This is a genomic window from Microbacterium oxydans (assembly GCF_000956525.1).
Lineage (GTDB): Bacteria > Actinomycetota > Actinomycetes > Actinomycetales > Microbacteriaceae > Microbacterium > Microbacterium oxydans_A.
Genome location: NZ_JYIW01000026.1, coordinates 449,965 through 469,050, shown reverse-complemented (window position 1 = coordinate 469,050; position 19,086 = coordinate 449,965). Strand labels below are relative to the sequence as shown.

The 19,086-nt window shown below is 69.3% G+C and carries 19 protein-coding genes; all 19 read right to left on the bottom strand.

The window, feature by feature from the left end:
- Positions 1-37: 37 nt before the first annotated feature.
- Positions 38-628, bottom strand: coding sequence for a Trp biosynthesis-associated membrane protein (locus RS83_RS14870; RefSeq protein WP_156153223.1), 591 nt, complete (start codon positions 626-628; stop codon positions 38-40).
- Positions 625-984, bottom strand: coding sequence for a phosphoribosyl-AMP cyclohydrolase (gene hisI, locus RS83_RS14865; RefSeq protein ID WP_045280272.1), 360 nt, complete (start codon positions 982-984; stop codon positions 625-627). The genes RS83_RS14870 and hisI overlap by 4 nt, the downstream gene beginning before the upstream one ends.
- A complete protein-coding gene (hisF, locus tag RS83_RS14860) occupies positions 981-1,742 on the bottom strand; it encodes an imidazole glycerol phosphate synthase subunit HisF (RefSeq protein ID WP_045280271.1) in 762 nt (253 codons plus the stop codon). Before hisF ends, hisI begins: the two co-directional genes overlap by 4 nt.
- Positions 1,742-2,584: an ATP phosphoribosyltransferase gene (hisG, locus tag RS83_RS14855; protein WP_045280270.1), complete on the bottom strand. Its 843-nt coding sequence runs from the start codon at positions 2,582-2,584 to the stop codon at positions 1,742-1,744. Before hisG ends, hisF begins: the two co-directional genes overlap by 1 nt.
- 38 nt (positions 2,585-2,622) lie before the next feature.
- A complete protein-coding gene (locus RS83_RS14850) occupies positions 2,623-2,886 on the bottom strand; it encodes a phosphoribosyl-ATP diphosphatase (protein WP_045280269.1) in 264 nt (87 codons plus the stop codon).
- Positions 2,883-3,563 carry a ribulose-phosphate 3-epimerase gene (rpe, locus tag RS83_RS14845; RefSeq protein WP_045280268.1) on the bottom strand — a complete coding sequence of 227 codons (681 nt, stop codon included), beginning with the start codon at positions 3,561-3,563 and terminating at the stop codon, positions 2,883-2,885. The genes RS83_RS14850 and rpe overlap by 4 nt, the downstream gene beginning before the upstream one ends.
- Before the next feature lie 4 nt (positions 3,564-3,567).
- Positions 3,568-5,058, bottom strand: a complete 1,491-nt coding sequence (locus tag RS83_RS14840; protein WP_082071685.1) for an RsmB/NOP family class I SAM-dependent RNA methyltransferase — start codon at positions 5,056-5,058, stop codon at positions 3,568-3,570.
- Positions 5,055-5,975, bottom strand: a complete 921-nt coding sequence (fmt, locus tag RS83_RS14835) for a methionyl-tRNA formyltransferase (RefSeq protein ID WP_045280267.1) — start codon at positions 5,973-5,975, stop codon at positions 5,055-5,057. The genes RS83_RS14840 and fmt overlap by 4 nt, the downstream gene beginning before the upstream one ends.
- A gap of 15 nt (positions 5,976-5,990) precedes the next feature.
- Positions 5,991-7,949, bottom strand: a complete 1,959-nt coding sequence (locus RS83_RS14830; RefSeq protein ID WP_156153222.1) for a primosomal protein N' — start codon at positions 7,947-7,949, stop codon at positions 5,991-5,993.
- A 16-nt stretch (positions 7,950-7,965) separates the two neighbouring features.
- Positions 7,966-9,159 (bottom strand): methionine adenosyltransferase, encoded by a 1,194-nt coding sequence (metK, locus tag RS83_RS14825; RefSeq protein WP_045280266.1) that lies wholly within the window; start codon positions 9,157-9,159, stop codon positions 7,966-7,968.
- A gap of 91 nt (positions 9,160-9,250) precedes the next feature.
- Positions 9,251-9,508, bottom strand: coding sequence for a DNA-directed RNA polymerase subunit omega (gene rpoZ, locus RS83_RS14820; RefSeq protein ID WP_045280265.1), 258 nt, complete (start codon positions 9,506-9,508; stop codon positions 9,251-9,253).
- 64 nt (positions 9,509-9,572) lie between these two features.
- Positions 9,573-10,481, bottom strand: a complete 909-nt coding sequence (gene gmk / locus RS83_RS14815) for a guanylate kinase (RefSeq protein WP_045280264.1) — start codon at positions 10,479-10,481, stop codon at positions 9,573-9,575.
- Entirely contained in the window at positions 10,474-11,316 is an 843-nt protein-coding gene (pyrF, locus tag RS83_RS14810) for an orotidine-5'-phosphate decarboxylase (protein WP_045280263.1), read from the bottom strand. Before pyrF ends, gmk begins: the two co-directional genes overlap by 8 nt.
- The gene (gene carB, locus RS83_RS14805) at positions 11,313-14,600 is read right to left on the bottom strand and encodes a carbamoyl-phosphate synthase large subunit (protein ID WP_045280262.1); all 3,288 of its coding nucleotides are present in this window, start codon (positions 14,598-14,600) and stop codon (positions 11,313-11,315) included. Before carB ends, pyrF begins: the two co-directional genes overlap by 4 nt.
- Positions 14,600-15,745, bottom strand: coding sequence for a glutamine-hydrolyzing carbamoyl-phosphate synthase small subunit (carA, locus tag RS83_RS14800; RefSeq protein ID WP_045280261.1), 1,146 nt, complete (start codon positions 15,743-15,745; stop codon positions 14,600-14,602). Before carA ends, carB begins: the two co-directional genes overlap by 1 nt.
- Complete coding sequence (locus RS83_RS14795) at positions 15,742-16,269, bottom strand: hypothetical protein (RefSeq protein ID WP_045280260.1); 528 nt, start codon at positions 16,267-16,269, stop codon at positions 15,742-15,744. The genes carA and RS83_RS14795 overlap by 4 nt, the downstream gene beginning before the upstream one ends.
- Positions 16,266-17,570, bottom strand: a complete 1,305-nt coding sequence (locus RS83_RS14790) for a dihydroorotase (protein ID WP_045280259.1) — start codon at positions 17,568-17,570, stop codon at positions 16,266-16,268. The genes RS83_RS14795 and RS83_RS14790 overlap by 4 nt, the downstream gene beginning before the upstream one ends.
- A complete protein-coding gene (locus RS83_RS14785; protein ID WP_045280258.1) occupies positions 17,567-18,532 on the bottom strand; it encodes an aspartate carbamoyltransferase catalytic subunit in 966 nt (321 codons plus the stop codon). The genes RS83_RS14790 and RS83_RS14785 overlap by 4 nt, the downstream gene beginning before the upstream one ends.
- Complete coding sequence (pyrR, locus tag RS83_RS14780; RefSeq protein WP_045280257.1) at positions 18,529-19,059, bottom strand: bifunctional pyr operon transcriptional regulator/uracil phosphoribosyltransferase PyrR; 531 nt, start codon at positions 19,057-19,059, stop codon at positions 18,529-18,531. The genes RS83_RS14785 and pyrR overlap by 4 nt, the downstream gene beginning before the upstream one ends.
- Positions 19,060-19,086 lie beyond the last annotated feature (27 nt).

Below are 19,086 nucleotides of genomic sequence, written 5' to 3'. Positions count from 1 at the left end.
GGGACGGCGATCTGGATCGGTTGTCAGTCTATCGGGGTCAGCGCGTCGGGTCGGTTCCACGGGACAGGTCGTCCCAGGAATCGACCGCATCGACGGGTCCGTCGTGCACGACCGGCTCCTCCGTCGTGGTGCGGTAGCGGCGGCCACCCGCCTTCCACCGACGCCACGTGATCAGCACGAGCAGCGATGCCGCGAGCAGGATCACCCAGCCGACGAGTGCGATCACGGGCCACGCGGTCGGTGCCACGGACTGCACGACATCCGCGAGTGCTGCCGTGCCCGCAAGGCCGGTGACCTCGGTGACGGTGGGCGCGATCGCCGACTCGGGCACCGAGATCAGCAGCTGCAGCGTGCTCCAGCCGAGGAACACGGCACATGCCCCGGCGAGGACGCCGAAGATCAGTCGGAACACGCGCCCGGAGATCGCAAGCGCAGCTCCGAGGGCGAGCACTGCGAGGCTGAGCGGTGCCAGGAGCACCAGCGCGGAAGCGCCCGGAACCAGGATCGCCTCCCCGGCATCCGCACGTTCGACCGTCACCCAGGTCTGCGTCGACGAGATGATGCCGATGGCTCCGGCGAGCAGGAACCCCATCACCGAGAGGGAGCGGCCGCGCCGCGCGATGTTCACGATGCGGCGCTCCCCGGAGCGGCTTCGAGGTCGGTCGTGTCGAAGCAGGTCCGCGTGCCGGTGTGACACGCCGGGCCCGTCTGGTCCACCCGCAACAGGATCGCGTCTCCGTCGCAGTCCAGTCGCGCCTCGTGCACGACCTGGATGTTGCCGGAGGTGTCGCCCTTGCGCCAGTACTCCTGGCGAGACCGCGACCAGTACGTGGCTCGACCGGACGTGAGGGTGCGGCGGAGCGCCTCGGCGTCGACCCAGGCGAGCATCAGGACCTCGCTGGAGTCCCACTGCTGCACGATGACCGGAGCGAGTCCGTCGGCGTTCCAGGCGACCTGTGCGATCCGGGTCTCGAGATCACTCATCGGACGATCACTCCCTCAGCGCGCAGCGCTTCCTTCACAGCTCCGACGGTGAGCGCTCCGGTGTGGAACACGCTCGCGGCGAGCACGGCATCCGCACCCGCCTTGATGGCCGGGGCGAAATGCTCGACGGTGCCTGCGCCGCCTGAGGCGATCACCGGCACGGTCGCGACCTCGCGCATGAGGCGGACGAGTTCGAGGTCGAAGCCGTCGCGCGTGCCATCGGCGTCGATCGAGTTCACGAGCAGTTCGCCGGCACCGCGCTCGGCTGCCTCGCGTGCCCACTCGACCGCGTCGAGCGTGGTCTGCGTGCGTCCGCCGTGCGTCGTGACGACGAAGCCGGAGGGCGTGGTGTCTGCGCGTTTCACGTCGAGCGACAGCACCAGCACCTGCGCGCCGAAACGATCGGCGATCTCCCCCACCAGGGCAGGACGCGCGATCGCCGCGGAGTTCACACCGACCTTGTCTGCACCGACCGCGAGCAGGCGCGCCACGTCGTCGACGCTGCGCACTCCCCCGCCCACGGTCAGCGGCACGAAGACCTGCTCGGCCGTGCGCTGCACGACATCGTAGGTGGTGGCGCGCTCGTCGACCGTCGCGGTGACGTCGAGGAAGGTGATCTCGTCTGCACCCTGCGCGGCGTAGTGCCGTGCGAGCTCGACCGGGTCGCCCATGTCACGGAGGTTCTCGAAGTTCACACCCTTGACGACGCGTCCTGCCGCGACGTCGAGGCACGGGATGACCCGGCTGGCGAGCGTCATCAGAGCCTCGCGTTGTGGATGGCGGTGACCAGGATGGCCCGTGCGCCGAGCGCGTAGAGCGCGTCCATCACTGGGTTGACCCTGGAGCGGGCGACCATGACCCGGACCGCAACCCATTCGGGATCGCGCAGTGGCGACACCGTCGGCGATTCGACGCCGCCCGCGATCTGCACTGCATCGTCGAGCAGTGCGACCGGCAGGTCGTAGTCGATCATCACGAAGCGGCGGGCGACCATCACGCCGCGCAGGCGGCGCAGCAGTGTCTCAGAACCCTCGGCGTCGACAGGACCAGCGATCAGCACGGCCTCCGATTCGAGGATCACCGGGCCGAACACGTCGAGGCCGGCCTGACGCAGCGTGGTGCCGGTCTCGACGACATCGGCGACCGCATCGGCCACGCCGAGTCGAACAGCGGATTCGACGGCACCGTCGAGCGGTACCAGGTCGACCGCGATGCCGCGCTCGTCGAGGAACGCATCGACGAGTCCGGGGTACGACGTCGCGATGCGCAGCCCGTCGAGCTGAGACACGTCGGTGTAGCGTCCGGACGGCGCGGCGAAACGGAACGTGGAGCCGGCGAAACCGAGCGCCTCGATCTCGCGCGCGCCCGGCATCCGTGCGTCGAGCAGGAGGTCTCGACCGGTGATGCCGACGTCGATCGCACCGGAGCCGACGTAGGTCGCGATGTCCTTCGGACGGAGGAAGAAGAACTCGACGTCGTTGTCGGCGTCGATCACGTGCAGGGTCTTGGGGTCACGACGACCGGCGTATCCGGCCTCCGCGAGCATCTCGGCAGCGGTCTCGGAGAGCGAGCCCTTGTTGGGAACAGCGATGCGCAGCATGGATTGCTTTCAGTTCGAAGGAGTGGGAACGGAGCGCATCACAGATGTCGGTAGACATCCTGCAGGCTGAGACCCTTCGCGATCATCATCACCTGCAGGTGGTAGAGCAGCTGCGAGATCTCCTCTGCAGCCGCCTCGTCGGTCTCGTACTCGGACGCCATCCAGACCTCGGCGGCCTCTTCCACGATCTTCTTGCCGATCGTGTGGATGCCGCCGTCGAGCTCCGCGACCGTTCCGGAACCCTCAGGGCGGGTCTGCGCCTTGAGGGTGAGTTCAGCGAACAGCTCGTCGAAAGTCTTCACGATTCAAGGCTAGCGGCTCGCGCGCGGTCCCTGAGCCGGGTGACGGCCGCCTCGATGTCATCTGCGCCGTACACCGCGGAGCCGGCGACGAAGGTGTCGGCTCCTGCGGCCGCTGCCATCTCGATCGTGCTGTCGGAGATGCCGCCGTCGACCTGCAGCCAGACACGCGAGCCGCGACGTTTCGCCTCCTCGGCCAGCGTGCGCAGCTTCGGCATGGTCTCGGGCATGAATCCCTGGCCGCCGAATCCGGGCTCGACCGTCATCACGAGGATCTGATCGAACTCGTCGAGCACCGAGTACAGACCGTCCGCCGGCGTGCCCGGCTTGATCGCGACACCTGCCCGGGCGCCGATGTCACGGATCCGACGCGCGAGCGAGATCGGGTCTGCGGCCGCCTCCAGGTGGAAGGTGACGCTCGCGGCGCCGATCTCGGCGTACTCGGGGGCCCAGCGGTCCGGGTCGGTGATCATCAGGTGCACATCGAGCGGGATCGGGCTCGTCGCCTGGATGCGCTCGACCATCTGCGGACCGAACGTCAGGTTCGGCACGAAGTGGTTGTCCATCACGTCGACGTGCGCGAAGTCGGCGGTCGCGATCCGGGCGAGATCCGCCTGCATGTTCACGAAATCGGCGGCGAGGATGCTCGGATTGATGCGCGGTGCGCTGGGCAGATCCATGGTGTCAGCTCTCCTTCGGTGCGCGCTGGAGCAGCGCGAGGAACATGGCATCGGTGCCGTGACGGTGCGGCCATAACTGGACGGAGCCCGTTGTCGTGCGTCCGTCATCGGCGAGATCGATCGGCGACATGCTGAGCCCTGACACCACCGCTCTGGCGTCGAGCTCGGTGATGTCGCTGCGCCCGCGGAGCACGTCCTGCACCACGCCGGTCGTCTCGGCCAGGTGCGGCGAACAGGTGACGTACGCCACGATGCCACCGGGTGCCAGCGCGTCGAGCGCCGAGTTCAGCAGCTCGACCTGCAGCGGCACGAGCTCTGCGACGTCGGCCGCAGTCTTGCGCCACCGCGCCTCCGGACGCCGACGCAAGGCGCCGAGGCCGGTGCAGGGCGCGTCGACGAGGATGCGGTCGAACGCGGCCGGTCGGGTCGTGCCGAGGTCACGGCCGTCCCCCTGGTGCACGACCACCTCGCCAGGCACGGCGCGGAGCGCGTTACGGACCAGCCCCGCGCGAGCAGCGACCACCTCGTTCGCCTCGATGTCGACATCCTGCGGCCGGGCGATCGCCGCGAGCAGCGCGGTCTTGCCACCGGGGCCGGCGCAGAGATCCATCCAGCGTTCACCTGCGCGGACCGGTGCCGCAGCGGCGAGGGCCAGCGCCACGAGCTGGGACCCCTCGTCCTGCACGCGGACCCTGCCGCCGGACGCGGCCACGATGGTGTGCGGATCACCGCCGGGCGAGGCGAACGCCGTCTCGGCGAAGGGGCGGCGCGGCTCGCCCGGCTCGGCGAGTCCAGGGAGGGCGACGAGCGTGACCTCCGGCGAGGCGTTGTCTGCGTCGAGCAGGTCCTCCAGCTCATCTGCTCGGCCCTCGGAGGCGAGGGCACGACGCAGCGCTCTGATCACCCAGACCGGGTGCGCCGTGCGCAGCGCGAGCCGTTCGTCGTCGGAACGCGCATCCTGTTCGATGCGTTCCTCCCACTGCTCCGGCGTGTCGCGGGAGATGCGCCGCAGCACCGCGTTGGCGAAGCTCGAGGCGCCGCGTCCGACCGCGGTCGCCACGAGATTCACCGACTCGTTGACGGCGGCATGCGATGCGACGCGGGTCGCGAGCAGCTGGTGCACCGCGAGCCGCAGCGCATCGAGCACGACCGGGTCGATGCTGTCGACGTCGCGCTCCGCCGCTGCGGCGATGATCGCGTCGTACGTGCCGCGGCGACGCAGGGTGCCGTAGGTCAACTCGGTGGCCAGCGCGGCGTCTTGCGGAGTCAGGCCGGCCTCGGCGATCGCGCCCGGGAGCGCGAGGTTGGCGTAGGCGTCGACCTCCGACACCGCCCGCAACACGTCGAACGCCACCCGTCGTGCCGGCTGCACGGTGCGCACGGGACCGCGCGGCCCGCCCTGCGACTGCCGCGCGCGGCCACCCGTATCGCGTCCGCCGGATCGTCCGCCCGATTGCGGACCCCGCTGCTGTCGTCTCTGCTGTCCTTCGCTCATGATCCGGCACGCAGCCCTTCTGCGGCGCGCTGACCGCGCCACCAATCCGCTGCCTGCATGGCGCCCTTGCCTGCTGGCTGCACGCGGGTGACGGCGAGCGGCGACGACGCCGTGCCGATGAGCACAGCGGACTTCGTGGCCGTGATGTGCCCGGACGGCAGCGCCTCGGCATCGAACGCGGGTGCCGCCTCGAGGATCTTGAGGCGCTGGCCGTCGATCGTGGTGTGCGCCCCAGGTTCCGGGGTCACCCCGCGGAAGCGCGCGAACACGACCTCGACAGGCTGCGACCAGTCGAGCACGCCATCCTCGAGGGTGAGCTTGGCCGCGTAGCTGGCCTCCCCCTGCTGCGGCTGTGCGATCGCGGTGCCGTTTGCGATCCCCGACACCACCTCGGCGGTGAGCTCGGCACCCGCCTCGGCGAGCGTTCGCAGCGCGACCTCAGCCGTCGCGGCATCCGGGACATCGAACGCACGGCTCGCGAAGACGTCACCCGCATCGAGCTCTGGCACGAGCTGGAACACGCTGGCGCCCAGACGCGCGTCGCCGGCGATCAGCGCCCGCTGCACTGGGGCCGCGCCGCGCCACTGCGGAAGCAGCGAGAAGTGCAGGTTGATCCATCCGGCCCTCGGCGTCGAGAGCAGCGGCTCACGCACCAGACCGCCGTAGGCGACGATGACCCCGAGCTCGACGCGGAGCGCGGCGATGCGCTGCGTGACCTCGTCATCGAGGCGCGCGGCCCTGATCACGGGGATGCCGAGCTCATCGGCGGCACGTGCCACCGGAGATGGCGTGAGCACGCGCTTGCGGCCGAGCGGCGCATCGGGTCGGGTGATGACCGCAGCGACGCCGTGGTCGGACGCGAGGCGGTGCAGGGTGGGGACGGCGGCATCGGGTGTGCCGGCGAAGACGAGGCGCATGGAAGGTTCTCCGGGTCAGAGTTCAGGATCGAGGATATCGAGACGCACCGCGAGAGTGCTGCGAGGATTGCGGCCGCGACCGCGGCGACTCGCGACGGCTTCGGCGACGACCGAGGCGCGCAGGGTGGTCGCGACCCTCGATCCGGCTCCGTAGTCGAAGCGCACGAGGGCGCGGACCCGCGGCGGAATGTCGTCGGATTCGACCGGCACCGGCCCGAGCACCGCGTCGGACGGCAGGGCGAGCTCGCCGAGCGAGATCAGGGCGCGTGACACCGACGGCGCAGTTCCCTCGACCACGGCGACGCGTGCGGTCGGCGGCATGTGCAGCGGCGCCCTGCTCTCGAGTTCGGATCGCGCGTAACCGGCGTGGTTCCAGGTCGCGAGCGCCCGAGCGGTCTCACCGTCGACGCCGACGAGATGGATCGGAGCGTTGGGAGCCGCCAGGGCAGCCGCGTTCGACCACCATCGGAGGCACGACTCGCCGATCCGCAGATCAGGCGCCTGCAGCATGCGGGGGCCGTCGAGCAGCACGATCGCGCGATAGCCGCCCTCGGCGACCGGTTCGGCGCCTCGAGTGGCCACGACGAGGGCCGGCTTCGCGTCGACGCGCTCGACCGGGTGCGCACTATCGGCCACGATCACCCTGACGCCCGGGAACGCACGACCGAGCTCGTCTGCGGTGCGCTCGCTGCCGGAAGACGCCAGACGCAGCTTGGTCGACGAGCACGCAGGGCAGGCCCATGCCCGCGCGGCGCGCCCGCACCAGCCGCAGACCGGCACGGCGCCGCGATGGCGCGCGCCGAGCGGACCACCACAGTGCGCGCAACGGGCAGGGGCGCGGCATTCCGCGCAGACCAGCGACGGCGAGAACCCAGGGCGGGACACCTGCACGAGCACCGGACCATCGGCGGTCGCGTTGCGTGCCGCGAGGAACGCTGAGGACGGCATCCGCTGCGCCGTCGGCTGTTCCATCTCGTTCGGGGTGCTGAGCACCACTCGCGGGAGCACGCGGCGCGCAGCACGGATGTCCTGCAGCCAGCCCAGCACGACGAGACGCTCGACATCGGTGGTGCGGGTGTGCCCGACGAACAGCAGCGCGCACTCGTCCTGCTCCTGCCGGAGGAGCGCCGAGTCACGGGCGTGCACGTATGGTGCGAGCGGTTCGCTCAGCAGTGAGTCGCCGTCGTCCCACACGGCGACGAGCCCGGCGGTCACCGGTGCGTAGACCGCCGAACGGTTGCCGACGACGATGCATGGCGCATCCTCGAGGGTGCGGAGGAACGAGCGGTACCGATCGGGGTTCGTCTGCCGCGAGTCGAAGCGCACCACGGCATCGGCCGGCGTCAGGAGCTCGAGCGCTTCGAGCAGACGATCGAGGTCGCGGTGGTCGGGGACGACCAGGATCGACGAGCGGCCGTCAGCGAGCATCCGAGTCGCACTCGCGGCCAGCAGCGCCGCCCAGGCCGGCACACCGTCGCGGAACCCCGGGATCGCCTCGACCGCTGCGCGCTCGCTCCCGGCCAGCACCTCGGCGAGACCGGCGTAATGCGCGATCACGTCATCGGCGTCGGTCAGCAGCTCCGCGGCCGGCACGATGGCCGGGGTGTCGGCTGTCCACGCCTTCTCGACGCGCACCTGTCGCTTCGGGATGACGAGCCGCAGGACATCGGATGCGGAGCCTGCGGCACGATCCGCGACGCGCCGTGCCAGCCGGTGCAGACGTTCCGGCAGGACTGGCACCGGCGAGACGATGCTGTCGACTTCGGACAGGGGGCGATCCGCGTCGTCCTCAGTGTCGATCTCGACGACGTAGCCCTCGATGACGCGTCCGGCGGTGCGCAGCGGCACCTTCACGCGCACGCCGATCGTCACGTCGCCGAGTTCGGCGGGCAGCGCATAGTCGAACAGGCGGTCCAGCTGGGGCAGCGGTGAGTCCAGGAGCACTCGCGCGATGCGCCGACCCTCGACGCTCACGGGAACCGGAGCCCCCTCAGAGCCCGGCAGCGCGGCGCAGCTCTTCGACGCGGTCGGTCCGCTCCCACGTGAACTCGGGCAGTTCGCGACCGAAATGGCCGTAGGCCGCGGTCTTCGCGTAGATCGGCCGCAGCAGGTCGAGCTGCTCGATGATCGCCTGCGGGCGGAGGTCGAACACGTCGTTGATCGCGCGGATGATCACGTCGTCGGAGACCTTGCCGGTGCCGAACGTCTCGACGTAGAGCCCGACCGGACGCGCGACGCCGATCGCGTAGGCGACCTGCACCTCGAGCCGATCGGCGAGCCCCGCGGCGACGGCGTTCTTCGCGACCCAGCGGGTGGCGTAGGCGCCGGAGCGGTCGACCTTCGACGGGTCCTTGCCGCTGAACGCGCCACCGCCGTGCCGCGACGCACCGCCGTAGGTGTCGATGATGATCTTGCGGCCGGTGAGACCGGCGTCGCCCTTCGGTCCGCCCGTGACGAAGGGGCCGGCAGGGTTGATGTAGTACGTGACGTCGTCGAGGTCGAGGCCGGTGTTCGCGAGAACCGGATCGATGACCTGCGCGCGGACCAGCTGCTTGAGCTCGTCCTGCGAGATGTCAGGGTGGTGCTGCGTCGAGACCACGACGGCGTCGACCGTCTTCGGCGTGAACCCGTCGTACCCGAGCGTCACCTGGGTCTTGCCGTCAGGGCGCAGGAACGGCAGCTCATCGCTGCGGCGCACCTCGGTGAGGCGCTCGGCGATGCGATGCGCCGTGAAGGCGGCCATCGGCATGAGCTGCGGGGTCTCGGTGGTCGCGAACCCGAACATGATGCCCTGGTCGCCGGCGCCGAGCCCGTCGAGAGGATCGACAGACGAACCGTCTCGATGCTCCTGCGCGTTGTCGACACCGTGGGCGATGTCGGTCGACTGCTCCCCCACCGAGATGCTGACACCGCACGAATCGCCGTCGAAGCCGGTATCGCTCGATGTGTAGCCGATGCCGTTCACGACCTGGCGGACGATCGTGGGGATGTCGACATAGGCCTCGGTGCGGATCTCACCGGCGACATGCACGAGGCCGGTCGTGACGAGGGTCTCGACCGCGACGCGGGACTCCCGGTCCTTCGCGATCAGCCCGTCGAGGATGCTGTCCGAGATCTGGTCGCAGATCTTGTCCGGGTGCCCCTCGGTGACGGACTCGGACGTGAACAGACGCAGGGCGCTCATCGATGCTCCAGAACGGGGTGAGACAGGGAAAGGGCTGATACACCCATTCTGGACCGCGCCTCCGACAGTGTGGGCGGCGCGGTCCCGAATATCACTCCGCGTGACGCAGGCGGAGCTTGTCCTCGTTGATCTCGTGCAGCGCGATGGTGAGCGGCTTGTCCTCGACCGACGAGTCGACGAGCGGGCCCACGTTGTCGAAGAGGTTGCCCTCGTGCAGGTCGGAGTAGTAGTCGTTGATCTGACGCGCGCGCTTCGACGCGTAGATCACGAGCTCGTACTTCGAGTCGACGCGGTCGAGCAGGTTGTCGATGGGGGGATCGATGATGCCCTTGTTGTGGTGTCCGGCCATGATGGACCTCCTGATCAGGCGACGGGATCGTCGCGAAGTCGATGCTGCGGGCACGCGAGAGTACTCAGCGTGCAGAGCTCGAAGACAATTCTACGACCTCGGCGGCCGCATCGGCGACGTTCTCGTTCACGATGAGGTGATCGAACTCGTTCTGAGCCGCCAGTTCGACCTTCGCGGTGCGCAGTCTCCTGGCGCGTTCCTCGGCCTCTTCGGTGCCGCGTCCGACGAGCCGCTGGACCAGCTCGTCCCAGCTCGGCGGGAGCAGGAAGATGAGCGTCGCGGCCGGTTCTGCGGCGCGGACCTGGCGTGCGCCCTGCAGATCGATCTCGAGCAGCACGGTCTTGCCGGCGTCCAGCGCGGCGTCGATCGGCGCCCTCGGGGTGCCGTAGCGGGAACGGTTGTGCACGACCGCGTACTCCAGCAGTTCGTTCTGCTCGATCAGCCGGTCGAACTCGGCATCGTCGACGAAGTAGTAGTGCACGCCGTCGATCTCCCCCGGGCGCGGCGCACGCGTGGTCGCCGAGACCGACAGGTGGATCTCCGGGTTGTGCTCGCGGATGTGCGCGGCCACCGTGCCCTTGCCGACAGCGGTGGGCCCAGCGAGCACGAGGAGGCGACTGCGCGCGCCTCGCGGCCGCAGCACCGGGAACCGGCCGTCGAGCCACTCCTCCAGCACGGCACGCTGACGCGCACCCAGACCGCCGAGACGCTTGACGGGCGAGATGTGCAGATCCTCGAGCACCCGGTCGCGCTTGCCTGCGCCGATCGCCGGGAGAGCGAGCAGGAAGTCGGTGATGCGCATCGAGCCCTCGACCGAGTCCTGGTCGGCGATCGCGCGGCGCAGCACGGTCTGCGGTGCCACGACCCGTGTCGTCAGGTCGCGCTTGAGCGATGCGCGGGCGCGCCTCCGCTCGACGGCCTTGCGCGCAGCCGCCGCTCGATCGACCTCGGGAACGACTCGTGTCTCAGCCACGTACGGCCTCCTGGTAGTGCGCGACGCGGGTGTCGATCGCGCTGGCGATCCCCTCGGGACCCGCGCTGAGGATGCTGCGGCTCTCGCTGGCGATGACATGGGCGGACATCGCTCCGAAGCGAGTCGTGAGATCGGCGGGTTCGGCGCCCTGTGCTCCGAAGCCGGGCGCCAGGATAGGCGCCGCGGGAGCGAACGGCGAGATGCCGGCATCCGTCCAGTCGACGGTCGCGCCGATCACGAAGCCGATGCTCCCCCACTCGCCCTCCGGTGTCACGGCGGCGTTGCGTGCCGAGACCTCCACGATCACGCCGGCCGACACGGTTCGGCCACCGTCGCGCGAGCGCTGCAGATGCTCCGCCTCCTGATTGCTCGTGGCGGCGAGCACGAAGGCTCCCTTGCCGTGCGTCCGAGCGAGGTCGAAGACTCCGTCGAGGGCGCCGACGCCCAGATACGGGCTGACGGTGAGCGCATCCGCCTCCAGCGGCGATCCAGGCGTGAGCCAGGCGGCCGCGTACGCGTCCATGGTGGTGCCGATGTCGCCGCGCTTGGCATCGGCGATCACGATCAGCTCGGCTGCGCGCGCAGCCGCGAGCACATCCTCCAGCGCGGCGAAACCGGCGGAACCGAAACGCTCGAAGAACGACACCTGCGGCTTCACGATGCCGATACGGCCGGCTGCGGCATCCACCGTCCGCAGTCCGAACTCCCGGACACCGGCGGCGTCCTGACTCAGGCCCCAGGCGTCGAGGAGCCCCGCATGCGGGTCGATCCCGACGCAGAGCGGGCCGGACGACGCGAGCGCCGCCCTGACCCGCTCACCGAAGGTGTGGCTCACACCGCTGCCTTCCGGTCGAGCGCATACTCCTGAAGACTCTTGACCTCGAAACCGTCGTGCGCAGCATCCATGCCGCTGACCGCCGCACCGAGCACCGCCATGGTCGTGAACAGCGCCTTGTCGGCGGCGACCGCCGCTGCGCGGATCTCGTACCCGTCGGCGCGGGCGGTGCCGCCGGACGGGGTGTTCACGACGATGTCGATCTCGCCGTCGTTGATCAGGTCGACGATGTTGCGCGCACCGCTCTCCTGCGTCTCGCTGTACTTCTCGACGACCGTGACAGCGATGCCGTTGCGCGAGAGAATCTCCGCGGTGCCCTCGGTGGCGACGATCGTGAAGCCGAGCTGCTGCAGACGATGCGCCGGCAGGATCACCGCGCGCTTGTCGGAGTCGGCGACCGAGATGAACACGGTGCCGGAGGTCGGCATGCCGCCGTACGCCGCGGCCTGGCTCTTCGCGAAGGCGGTCGGGAAGTCACGATCGATGCCCATGACCTCACCGGTCGAACGCATCTCCGGGCCGAGGATCGAGTCGACGGTCTTGCCCTCGGCAGTGCGGAAGCGCTTGAACGGCAGTACGGCCTCCTTGACCGCGACCGGCGCGCCGAGCGGCACGCGGGAGCCGTCGTTCTGCGGCAGCAGCCCTTCGGCTTTCAGCTCGGCCACCGTGGAACCGGTCATGATGCGGCTGGCGGCCTTCGCGAGCGGGATGCCGAGTGCCTTCGAGACGAAGGGCACCGTGCGGCTCGCGCGCGGGTTCGCCTCGATCACGTAGAGCACGCCGGCGCTGATCGCGAACTGCACGTTCAGCAGGCCGCGCACACCAACACCCTTCGCGATCGCGAGCGTTGCCGTACGGACGCGGTCGATGTCGGAGCGGCCGAGCGAGATCGGGGGCAACGTGCAGCTCGAGTCGCCGGAGTGGATGCCGGCCTCCTCGAGGTGCTCCATGACGCCGCCGATGTAGAGATCGGTGCCGTCGTAGAGCGCATCCACGTCGAGCTCGATCGCGTCGTCGAGGAATCGGTCGACCAGCAGCGGCTTGCCCTGCTCGATGACGACCTCTCCTGCGGTGCGCACGAAGTAGTCGCGCAGGCTCGCGGAGTCGTAGACGATCTCCATGCCGCGGCCGCCGAGCACGAAGCTCGGGCGCACGAGCACGGGATAGCCGATGTCCTCGGCGATGCGGATGGCGCCGTCGACGTCGATCGCGGTGCCGTGGCGCGGGGCCAGGAGTCCGGCAGCGTCGAGGATGCCGCTGAAGAGCTCGCGCTCCTCGGCGAGGTCGATCGCCTCCGGGCTGGTGCCGAGCACGGTGTAGCCCGCGTCCTGGATGCCCTTCGCGAGTCCGAGCGGCGTCTGGCCGCCGAGCTGGCAGACGACGCCGAGGATGGTGCCGCTCGCCGCCTCCGCGTCGAGCACCTCGAGCACGTCCTCGAGCGTGAGCGGCTCGAAGTACAGGCGGTCGGAGGTGTCGTAGTCGGTCGAGACCGTCTCCGGGTTGCAGTTGACCATGATGGTCTCGAACCCGGCATCCGACAGCGCGAAGGATGCATGCACGCAGGAGTAGTCGAACTCGACGCCCTGACCGATGCGGTTCGGGCCGGAGCCGATGATGACGACCTTGGTGCGCTCGGACGGCGTGACCTCGGACTCGAAGTCGTAGCTCGAGTAGTGGTACGGCGTGAGTGCGGGGAACTCGCCGGCGCAGGTGTCGACCGTCTTGTAGACCGGCCGGATGCCGAGGCCGTGGCGGAGACCACGGATCTCCGCTTCGCCGTCGCCGCGGATCTCGGCGAGCTGGGTGTCCGAGAAGCCATGCTCCTTGGCGTAGCGCAGCGTCGCGGCGTCGAGTTCCGGCGCTGTGCGCACGATCTCGGCGACCTCGTTGATGAGCACGATCTGGTCGAGGAACCACGGGTCGATCGCGGTCGCCTCGAAGGCCTGCTCGATCGTCGCTCCCTTGCGCAGCGCCTGCTGCAGCACCACGATGCGGCCATCGGTCGGGGTCTTCGAGATCTCGAGAAGCTCCTCGACCGAACGGTCCTCGCGGCCCCAGTGGAAGCTGGATCCGCGCTTCTCGAGCGAGCGGAGCGCCTTCTGCAGCGCTGTCGCGTAGTTGCGGCCGATCGCCATGGCCTCGCCGACCGACTTCATGGTGGTGGTGAGCGTCGCATCCGCCGCGGGAAACTTCTCGAACGCGAACCGCGGCACCTTCACCACGACGTAGTCGAGCGTCGGCTCGAAGCTCGCCGGCGTCACGCCGGTGATGTCGTTCGGGATCTCGTCGAGGCGGTAGCCGAGTGCCAGCTTGGCCGCGAGCTTCGCGATCGGGAAGCCGGTCGCCTTCGAGGCGAGCGCGCTCGAGCGCGAGACACGGGGGTTCATCTCGATCACGATGATGCGACCGTTCGACGGGTCGACCGCGAACTGGATGTTGCAGCCGCCGGTGTCGACGCCGACTGCACGGATGATGTCGATGCCGATGTCGCGCATCTTCTGGTACTCGCGGTCGGTGAGGGTCAGCGCCGGGGCGACCGTGATCGAGTCGCCGGTGTGCACGCCCACCGGGTCGACGTTCTCGATCGAGCAGACGACGACCGTGTTGTCGGCCGTGTCGCGCATGAGCTCGAGCTCGTACTCCTTCCAGCCGAGGATGGACTCCTCCAGGAGCACCTCGGTGGTCGGCGAGTCGCGCAGACCGGCGCCGGCGATGCGGCGGAGGTCGTTCTCGTCGTAGGCGAAGCCGGACCCGAGGCCGCCCATCGTGAAGCTCGGACGGACAACGAGCGGGTAGCCGAGCTCGCCAGCGGCTGCCAGCACCTCGTCCATCGTGTGCGCGATGCGGGAGTCGGCGACGTCTGCACCGGCGTCGAGCACCAGCTGCTTGAAGATCTGCCGGTCCTCGCCCTTGTTGATCGCCTCGAAGCTCGCGCCGATCAACTCGACGTCGTACTTCTCGAGGATGCCGTGGTTGTGCAGCTCGATCGCAGCGTTCAGCGCGGTCTGGCCGCCGAGCGTCGGCAGGATCGCGTCAGGGCGCTCCTTCGCGATGATCGACTCGATGACCTGCCACGTGATCGGCTCGACGTAGGTGGCATCGGCGAAGTCGGGGTCGGTCATGATCGTGGCGGGGTTCGAGTTCACCAGGATGACCCGGACGCCCTCTTCACGGAGAACGCGGCATGCCTGTGTGCCGGAGTAGTCGAACTCGCAGGCCTGACCGATGACGATCGGGCCGGAGCCGATGACGAGGACGGACTTGATGTCGTCACGCTTTGGCATTACTTGGAGTCCTTCTTGCTGGCGACGACCAGATCGCGGAACCGGTCGAAGAGGTAGTTGGCGTCGTGCGGGCCGGCTGCGGCCTCTGGGTGGTACTGCACGGAGAATGCGGGGATGTCGAGGGCGCGAAGGCCCTCGACGACGTTGTCGTTCAGTCCGACATGGCTGACTTCGACCTCGCCGTAGCCGTTCGGGCTCTGGAACGTGCCGTCGAGCGGTGCGTCCACCGCGAAGCCGTGGTTGTGCGCCGTGATCTCGACGCGACCGGTGGACTTGTCGAGCACCGGCTGGTTGATGCCGCGGTGACCGAAGGGCAGCTTGTAGGTGCCGAGGCCGAGCGCACGGCCGAGCAGCTGGTTGCCGAAGCAGATGCCGAAGAACGGCAGACCGTCGTCGAGCACCGAGCGGAGCAGATCGACATGGCGGTCGGATGCGGCGGGGTCGCCGGGACCGTTCGAGTAGAACACCGCGACCGGGTCGATCGCGCGGATCTCGTCGATCGTCACGTCCTGCGGGAGCACGAACACCTCGAACCCGCGTGCGGCCAGGTTGTCGATCGTGGCCTGCTTGACGCCGAGGTCGAGGACGGCGAGGTTGCCGACCTTCTCCCCCACCGCGGTCGTCACGGTGGCGACGTCGACCGAAACCTCGGCAGACAGGTTACGACCGGCCATCTGCGGCGCCTCGCGGACGATGCGCACCTGCTCCGCTTCGTCGAGCGCCGCATCGGCACCGGAGAAGATGCCGCCGCGCATGGAACCGGCGGAGCGGATGTGCCGGGTGATCGAGCGCGTGTCGATACCGCTGATGCCGACGATGCCGTCCTGCACGAGCGTCTCGTCGAGCGAGGTGGTCGCGCGCCAGTTCGACACGACACGCGAGGGGTCGCGCACGATGTAGCCCGCGACCCAGATGCGACGGGACTCCGGGTCCTCTTCGTTCATCCCGGTGTTGCCGATGTGCGGTGCGGTCTGCAGCACGATCTGGCCTGCATAGGACGGGTCGGTGATCGTCTCCTGGTAGCCGGACATGCCGGTCGAGAAGACGACCTCGCCGAGCGTGGTGCCGCGCGCTCCATAGGCGCGGCCGACGTGACGGGTGCCGTCTTCCAGGACGAGGACGGCGGTTTCTGGCAGGGAGGTCATCGTATGGCTCCAGTGTCGGGGGCAGCGGTGTCATCGCGCACGGCGACGAGGTGCTGCAGTGCAGTGATGAGGTTCTTCGGATCGCCGGTGGCGAGGCGGACATACGAGTCGACGACGGTCTCGTCGTCGACGTTCCAGGCGATGCGGATCAGTCCACCCGGCTCGACGACCCGATCGATCGTGACGGTCGCCCTGTCGACGCCGACCAGGCGCGACGAGGCGAGGAAGACGGTCGGGGTGCCGTCGAGGCACAGGGCGACGCCGCGATCGGTCACGGCGAGCTCGCCGCGTGCGCGATACGCGAGCGGTGAGACCGCGAGACGCTCGAGCGGCTGGTCGTGACGCGTCGTCGAGACGTACAGCACCTCGTCGCGGCGCAGGACCTCCGCGTGCTCCGGTACACCGAGCGGTGCCGACAGGCCGGCGTCGCGTCGGAGTCGTCGTCGCCATGCGAGCAGCATCGTGAGCAGGACGAGGAGGGCGACCACGATCGTGATCGCGATGGCGATGTCGCGCGTGCTCATGCGTTCACTCCCTCGACCAGCGCGCCGCCGTCGACCGTGAGACGGCCACCGTGCACGGTGAACTCGACTCGGCCGGGCAGCGCGCGACCGAGGTAGGGCGAGTTCACGCTTCGGCCGTGCAGGTCGGCCTCGGTGAAGACCCCGTCGACCGAGGCGTCGTAGAGCGTGATCTGCGCGGGCTGGCCGACCTCGAGCGGCGTGCCGTGCCCCGACAGCCGACCGATCTGTGCCGGCGTCGCGCTCATGACGCGCGCGACATCCGCCCAGCCGATCAGTCCGGTCTGGACCATCGACTGGTGCACGACGCGCAGCGCGCTCTCGAGTCCGACCATGCCGTTGGCGGCAGCCTGCCACTCGCACGCCTTGTTCTCGCTCGGATGCGGGGCGTGGTCGGTCGCGACGATGTCGATCGTGCCGTCGGCGAGACCCTCGCGCACCGCGAGCACGTCCTCTTCCCGCCGCAGCGGCGGGTTGACCTTGAACCGAGCGTCATAGCCGCGCACCAGGTCGTCCGTGAGCAGCAGGTGGTGCGGGGTGACCTCGGCGGTGACCGCGATTCCGCGCTTCTTCGCCCAGCGGATGATGTCGACCGATCCTGCCGTCGACAGGTGGCAGACGTGCAGTCGCGATCCGACGTGCTCGGCGAGCAGCACGTCGCGGGCGATGATCGACTCCTCGGCGACGGCCGGCCAGCCGGCCAGGCCGAGCTCAGCGGAGACGACGCCCTCGTTCATCTGGGCGCCCTCTGTGAGGCGGGGGTCCTGTGCATGCTGCGCGATGACGCCGTCGAAGGACTTCACGTACTCGAGGGCACGGCGCATGATCAGCGGGTCGAAGACGCAGAAGCCGTCGTCGCTGAACACGCGGACCTTGGCCCGCGAGGTCGCCATGGCGCCGAGCTCTGCCAGTCGCTCGCCCTTCTGCCCGACGGTGACTGCGCCGATCGGCTGCACGGTGGCGTAGCCGGCCGCTTCGCCGAGCGCGAGCTCCTGCTCGACGACACCGGCCGTATCGGCCACCGGCGAGGTGTTCGGCATCGCGAACACGGCGGTGAAGCCACCAGCGGCTGCGGCCCTGGTGCCGGTGAGGATCGTCTCGGATGCCTCGTATCCGGGCTCCCGCAGATGCGTGTGCAGATCGACCAGACCGGGCAGCGCCACGAGTCCGTGCGCGTCGATCACCCGGGCTCCCGTGCGGCTGAGCCCGGTACCGATCTCCGTGATGACACCGCCTTCGACGATGATGTCGGCGCTCTCCGCACCCGACAGCCGTGCACCGGTGATGACGAGGGTCTCGCTCACAGGTCTCCCCCTCGTTCGTCGTCTCGTTCTCCTGCAAGCAGCAGGTACAGCACCGCCATGCGCACGGACACCCCGTTCGCGACCTGCTCCAGCACCGTGGAGCGGGCGGAATCGGCAGCTTCGGAGGAGATCTCCAGGCCGCGGTTCATGGGACCGGGGTGCATCACAATGCTACCGTCCGGAAGACCAGCCACTCGCAGTGCGTCAAGGCCCCACCGCCGCGAATACTCCCGCTCAGTCGGGAAATACGCGGCGTTCATGCGTTCCAGCTGGATCCGCAGCATCATGACCGCGTCAGGACCCTCGGCCAGTGCTGCGTCGAGGTCGTACACGACGCGCGCCGGCCAGAGCGAGACGTTCTGCGGCACGAGCGTGGGCGGAGCGACCAGGGTGACCTCGGCGCCGAGCGTCGCGAGCAGCCAGACGTTCGACCTGGCGACCCTGGAATGCAGCACGTCGCCGACGATCACCACACGCACCCCGGCCAGATCGCGGCCACGGCTCTCGGCGCCGAAGCGGCGCTTGCGGATCGTGAAGGCGTCGAGCAGCGCCTGGGTCGGATGCTCGTGCGTGCCGTCGCCGGCGTTGACGACGCCGGCCGAGATCCAGCCGCTCGTCGCGAGCGTCTGGGGAGCGCCGGATGCCGGGTGGCGCACCACGACGGCATCCGCCCCGATGGCCTCGAGCGTCTGGGCGGTGTCCTTCAGGCTCTCGCCCTTCGAGACGCTGGAGCCCTTGGCGGCGAAGTTGATGACGTCGGCGGAGAGGCGCTTGGCTGCGGCCTCGAACGAGATGCGGGTGCGCGTCGAGTCCTCGAAGAAGAGGTTGACGACCGTCTTGCCGCGCAGGGTCGGGAGCTTCTTGACCTCGCGGGACTGGGTGTCGGCCATGTCCTCGGCGACGTCGAGGATGCGCAGCGCAGTGGCGCGGTCGAGCGTATGGGTGTCGAGGAGATGCCTCATGCGCCGATCGTCACCTCCTCGGTGCCGTCGTCCTCGGTGAGACGGACGTTCACTCGCTCGGTGCGGGCGGAGGGGATGTTCTTGCCGACGAAGTCCGGACGGATGGGCAGCTCGCGGTGACCGCGGTCCACCAGGATCGCCAGACGCACCGCGGATGGTCGACCGATCGACTGGATCGCGTCGAGCGCGGCGCGGATGCTCCGTCCGGAGAACAGCACGTCATCGACCAGGACCACGACCTTGCCATCGATGCCGCCGGCGGGGATCTCGGTCGGGCGGGGTGACCGCGTCGGGTGCTTGGCGAGATCGTCGCGGAACAGCGTGACATCGAGAGCGCCCACTGCGACCGGGACCTGCGCGATGTCGCTGATGAGCGTGGCGAGACGACGAGCGAGTGTGACGCCGCGGGTCGGAATGCCCAGCAGGACGATGTTCTCGGCACCTCGGTTGGACTCGAGGATCTCATGTGCGATACGGGTCAGTGCCCGCGAGATATCGGCTTCATGCAGCACAGTTCGTGTGCTCATCGGCCGCTCCCTTCTCCGCCTCACAGG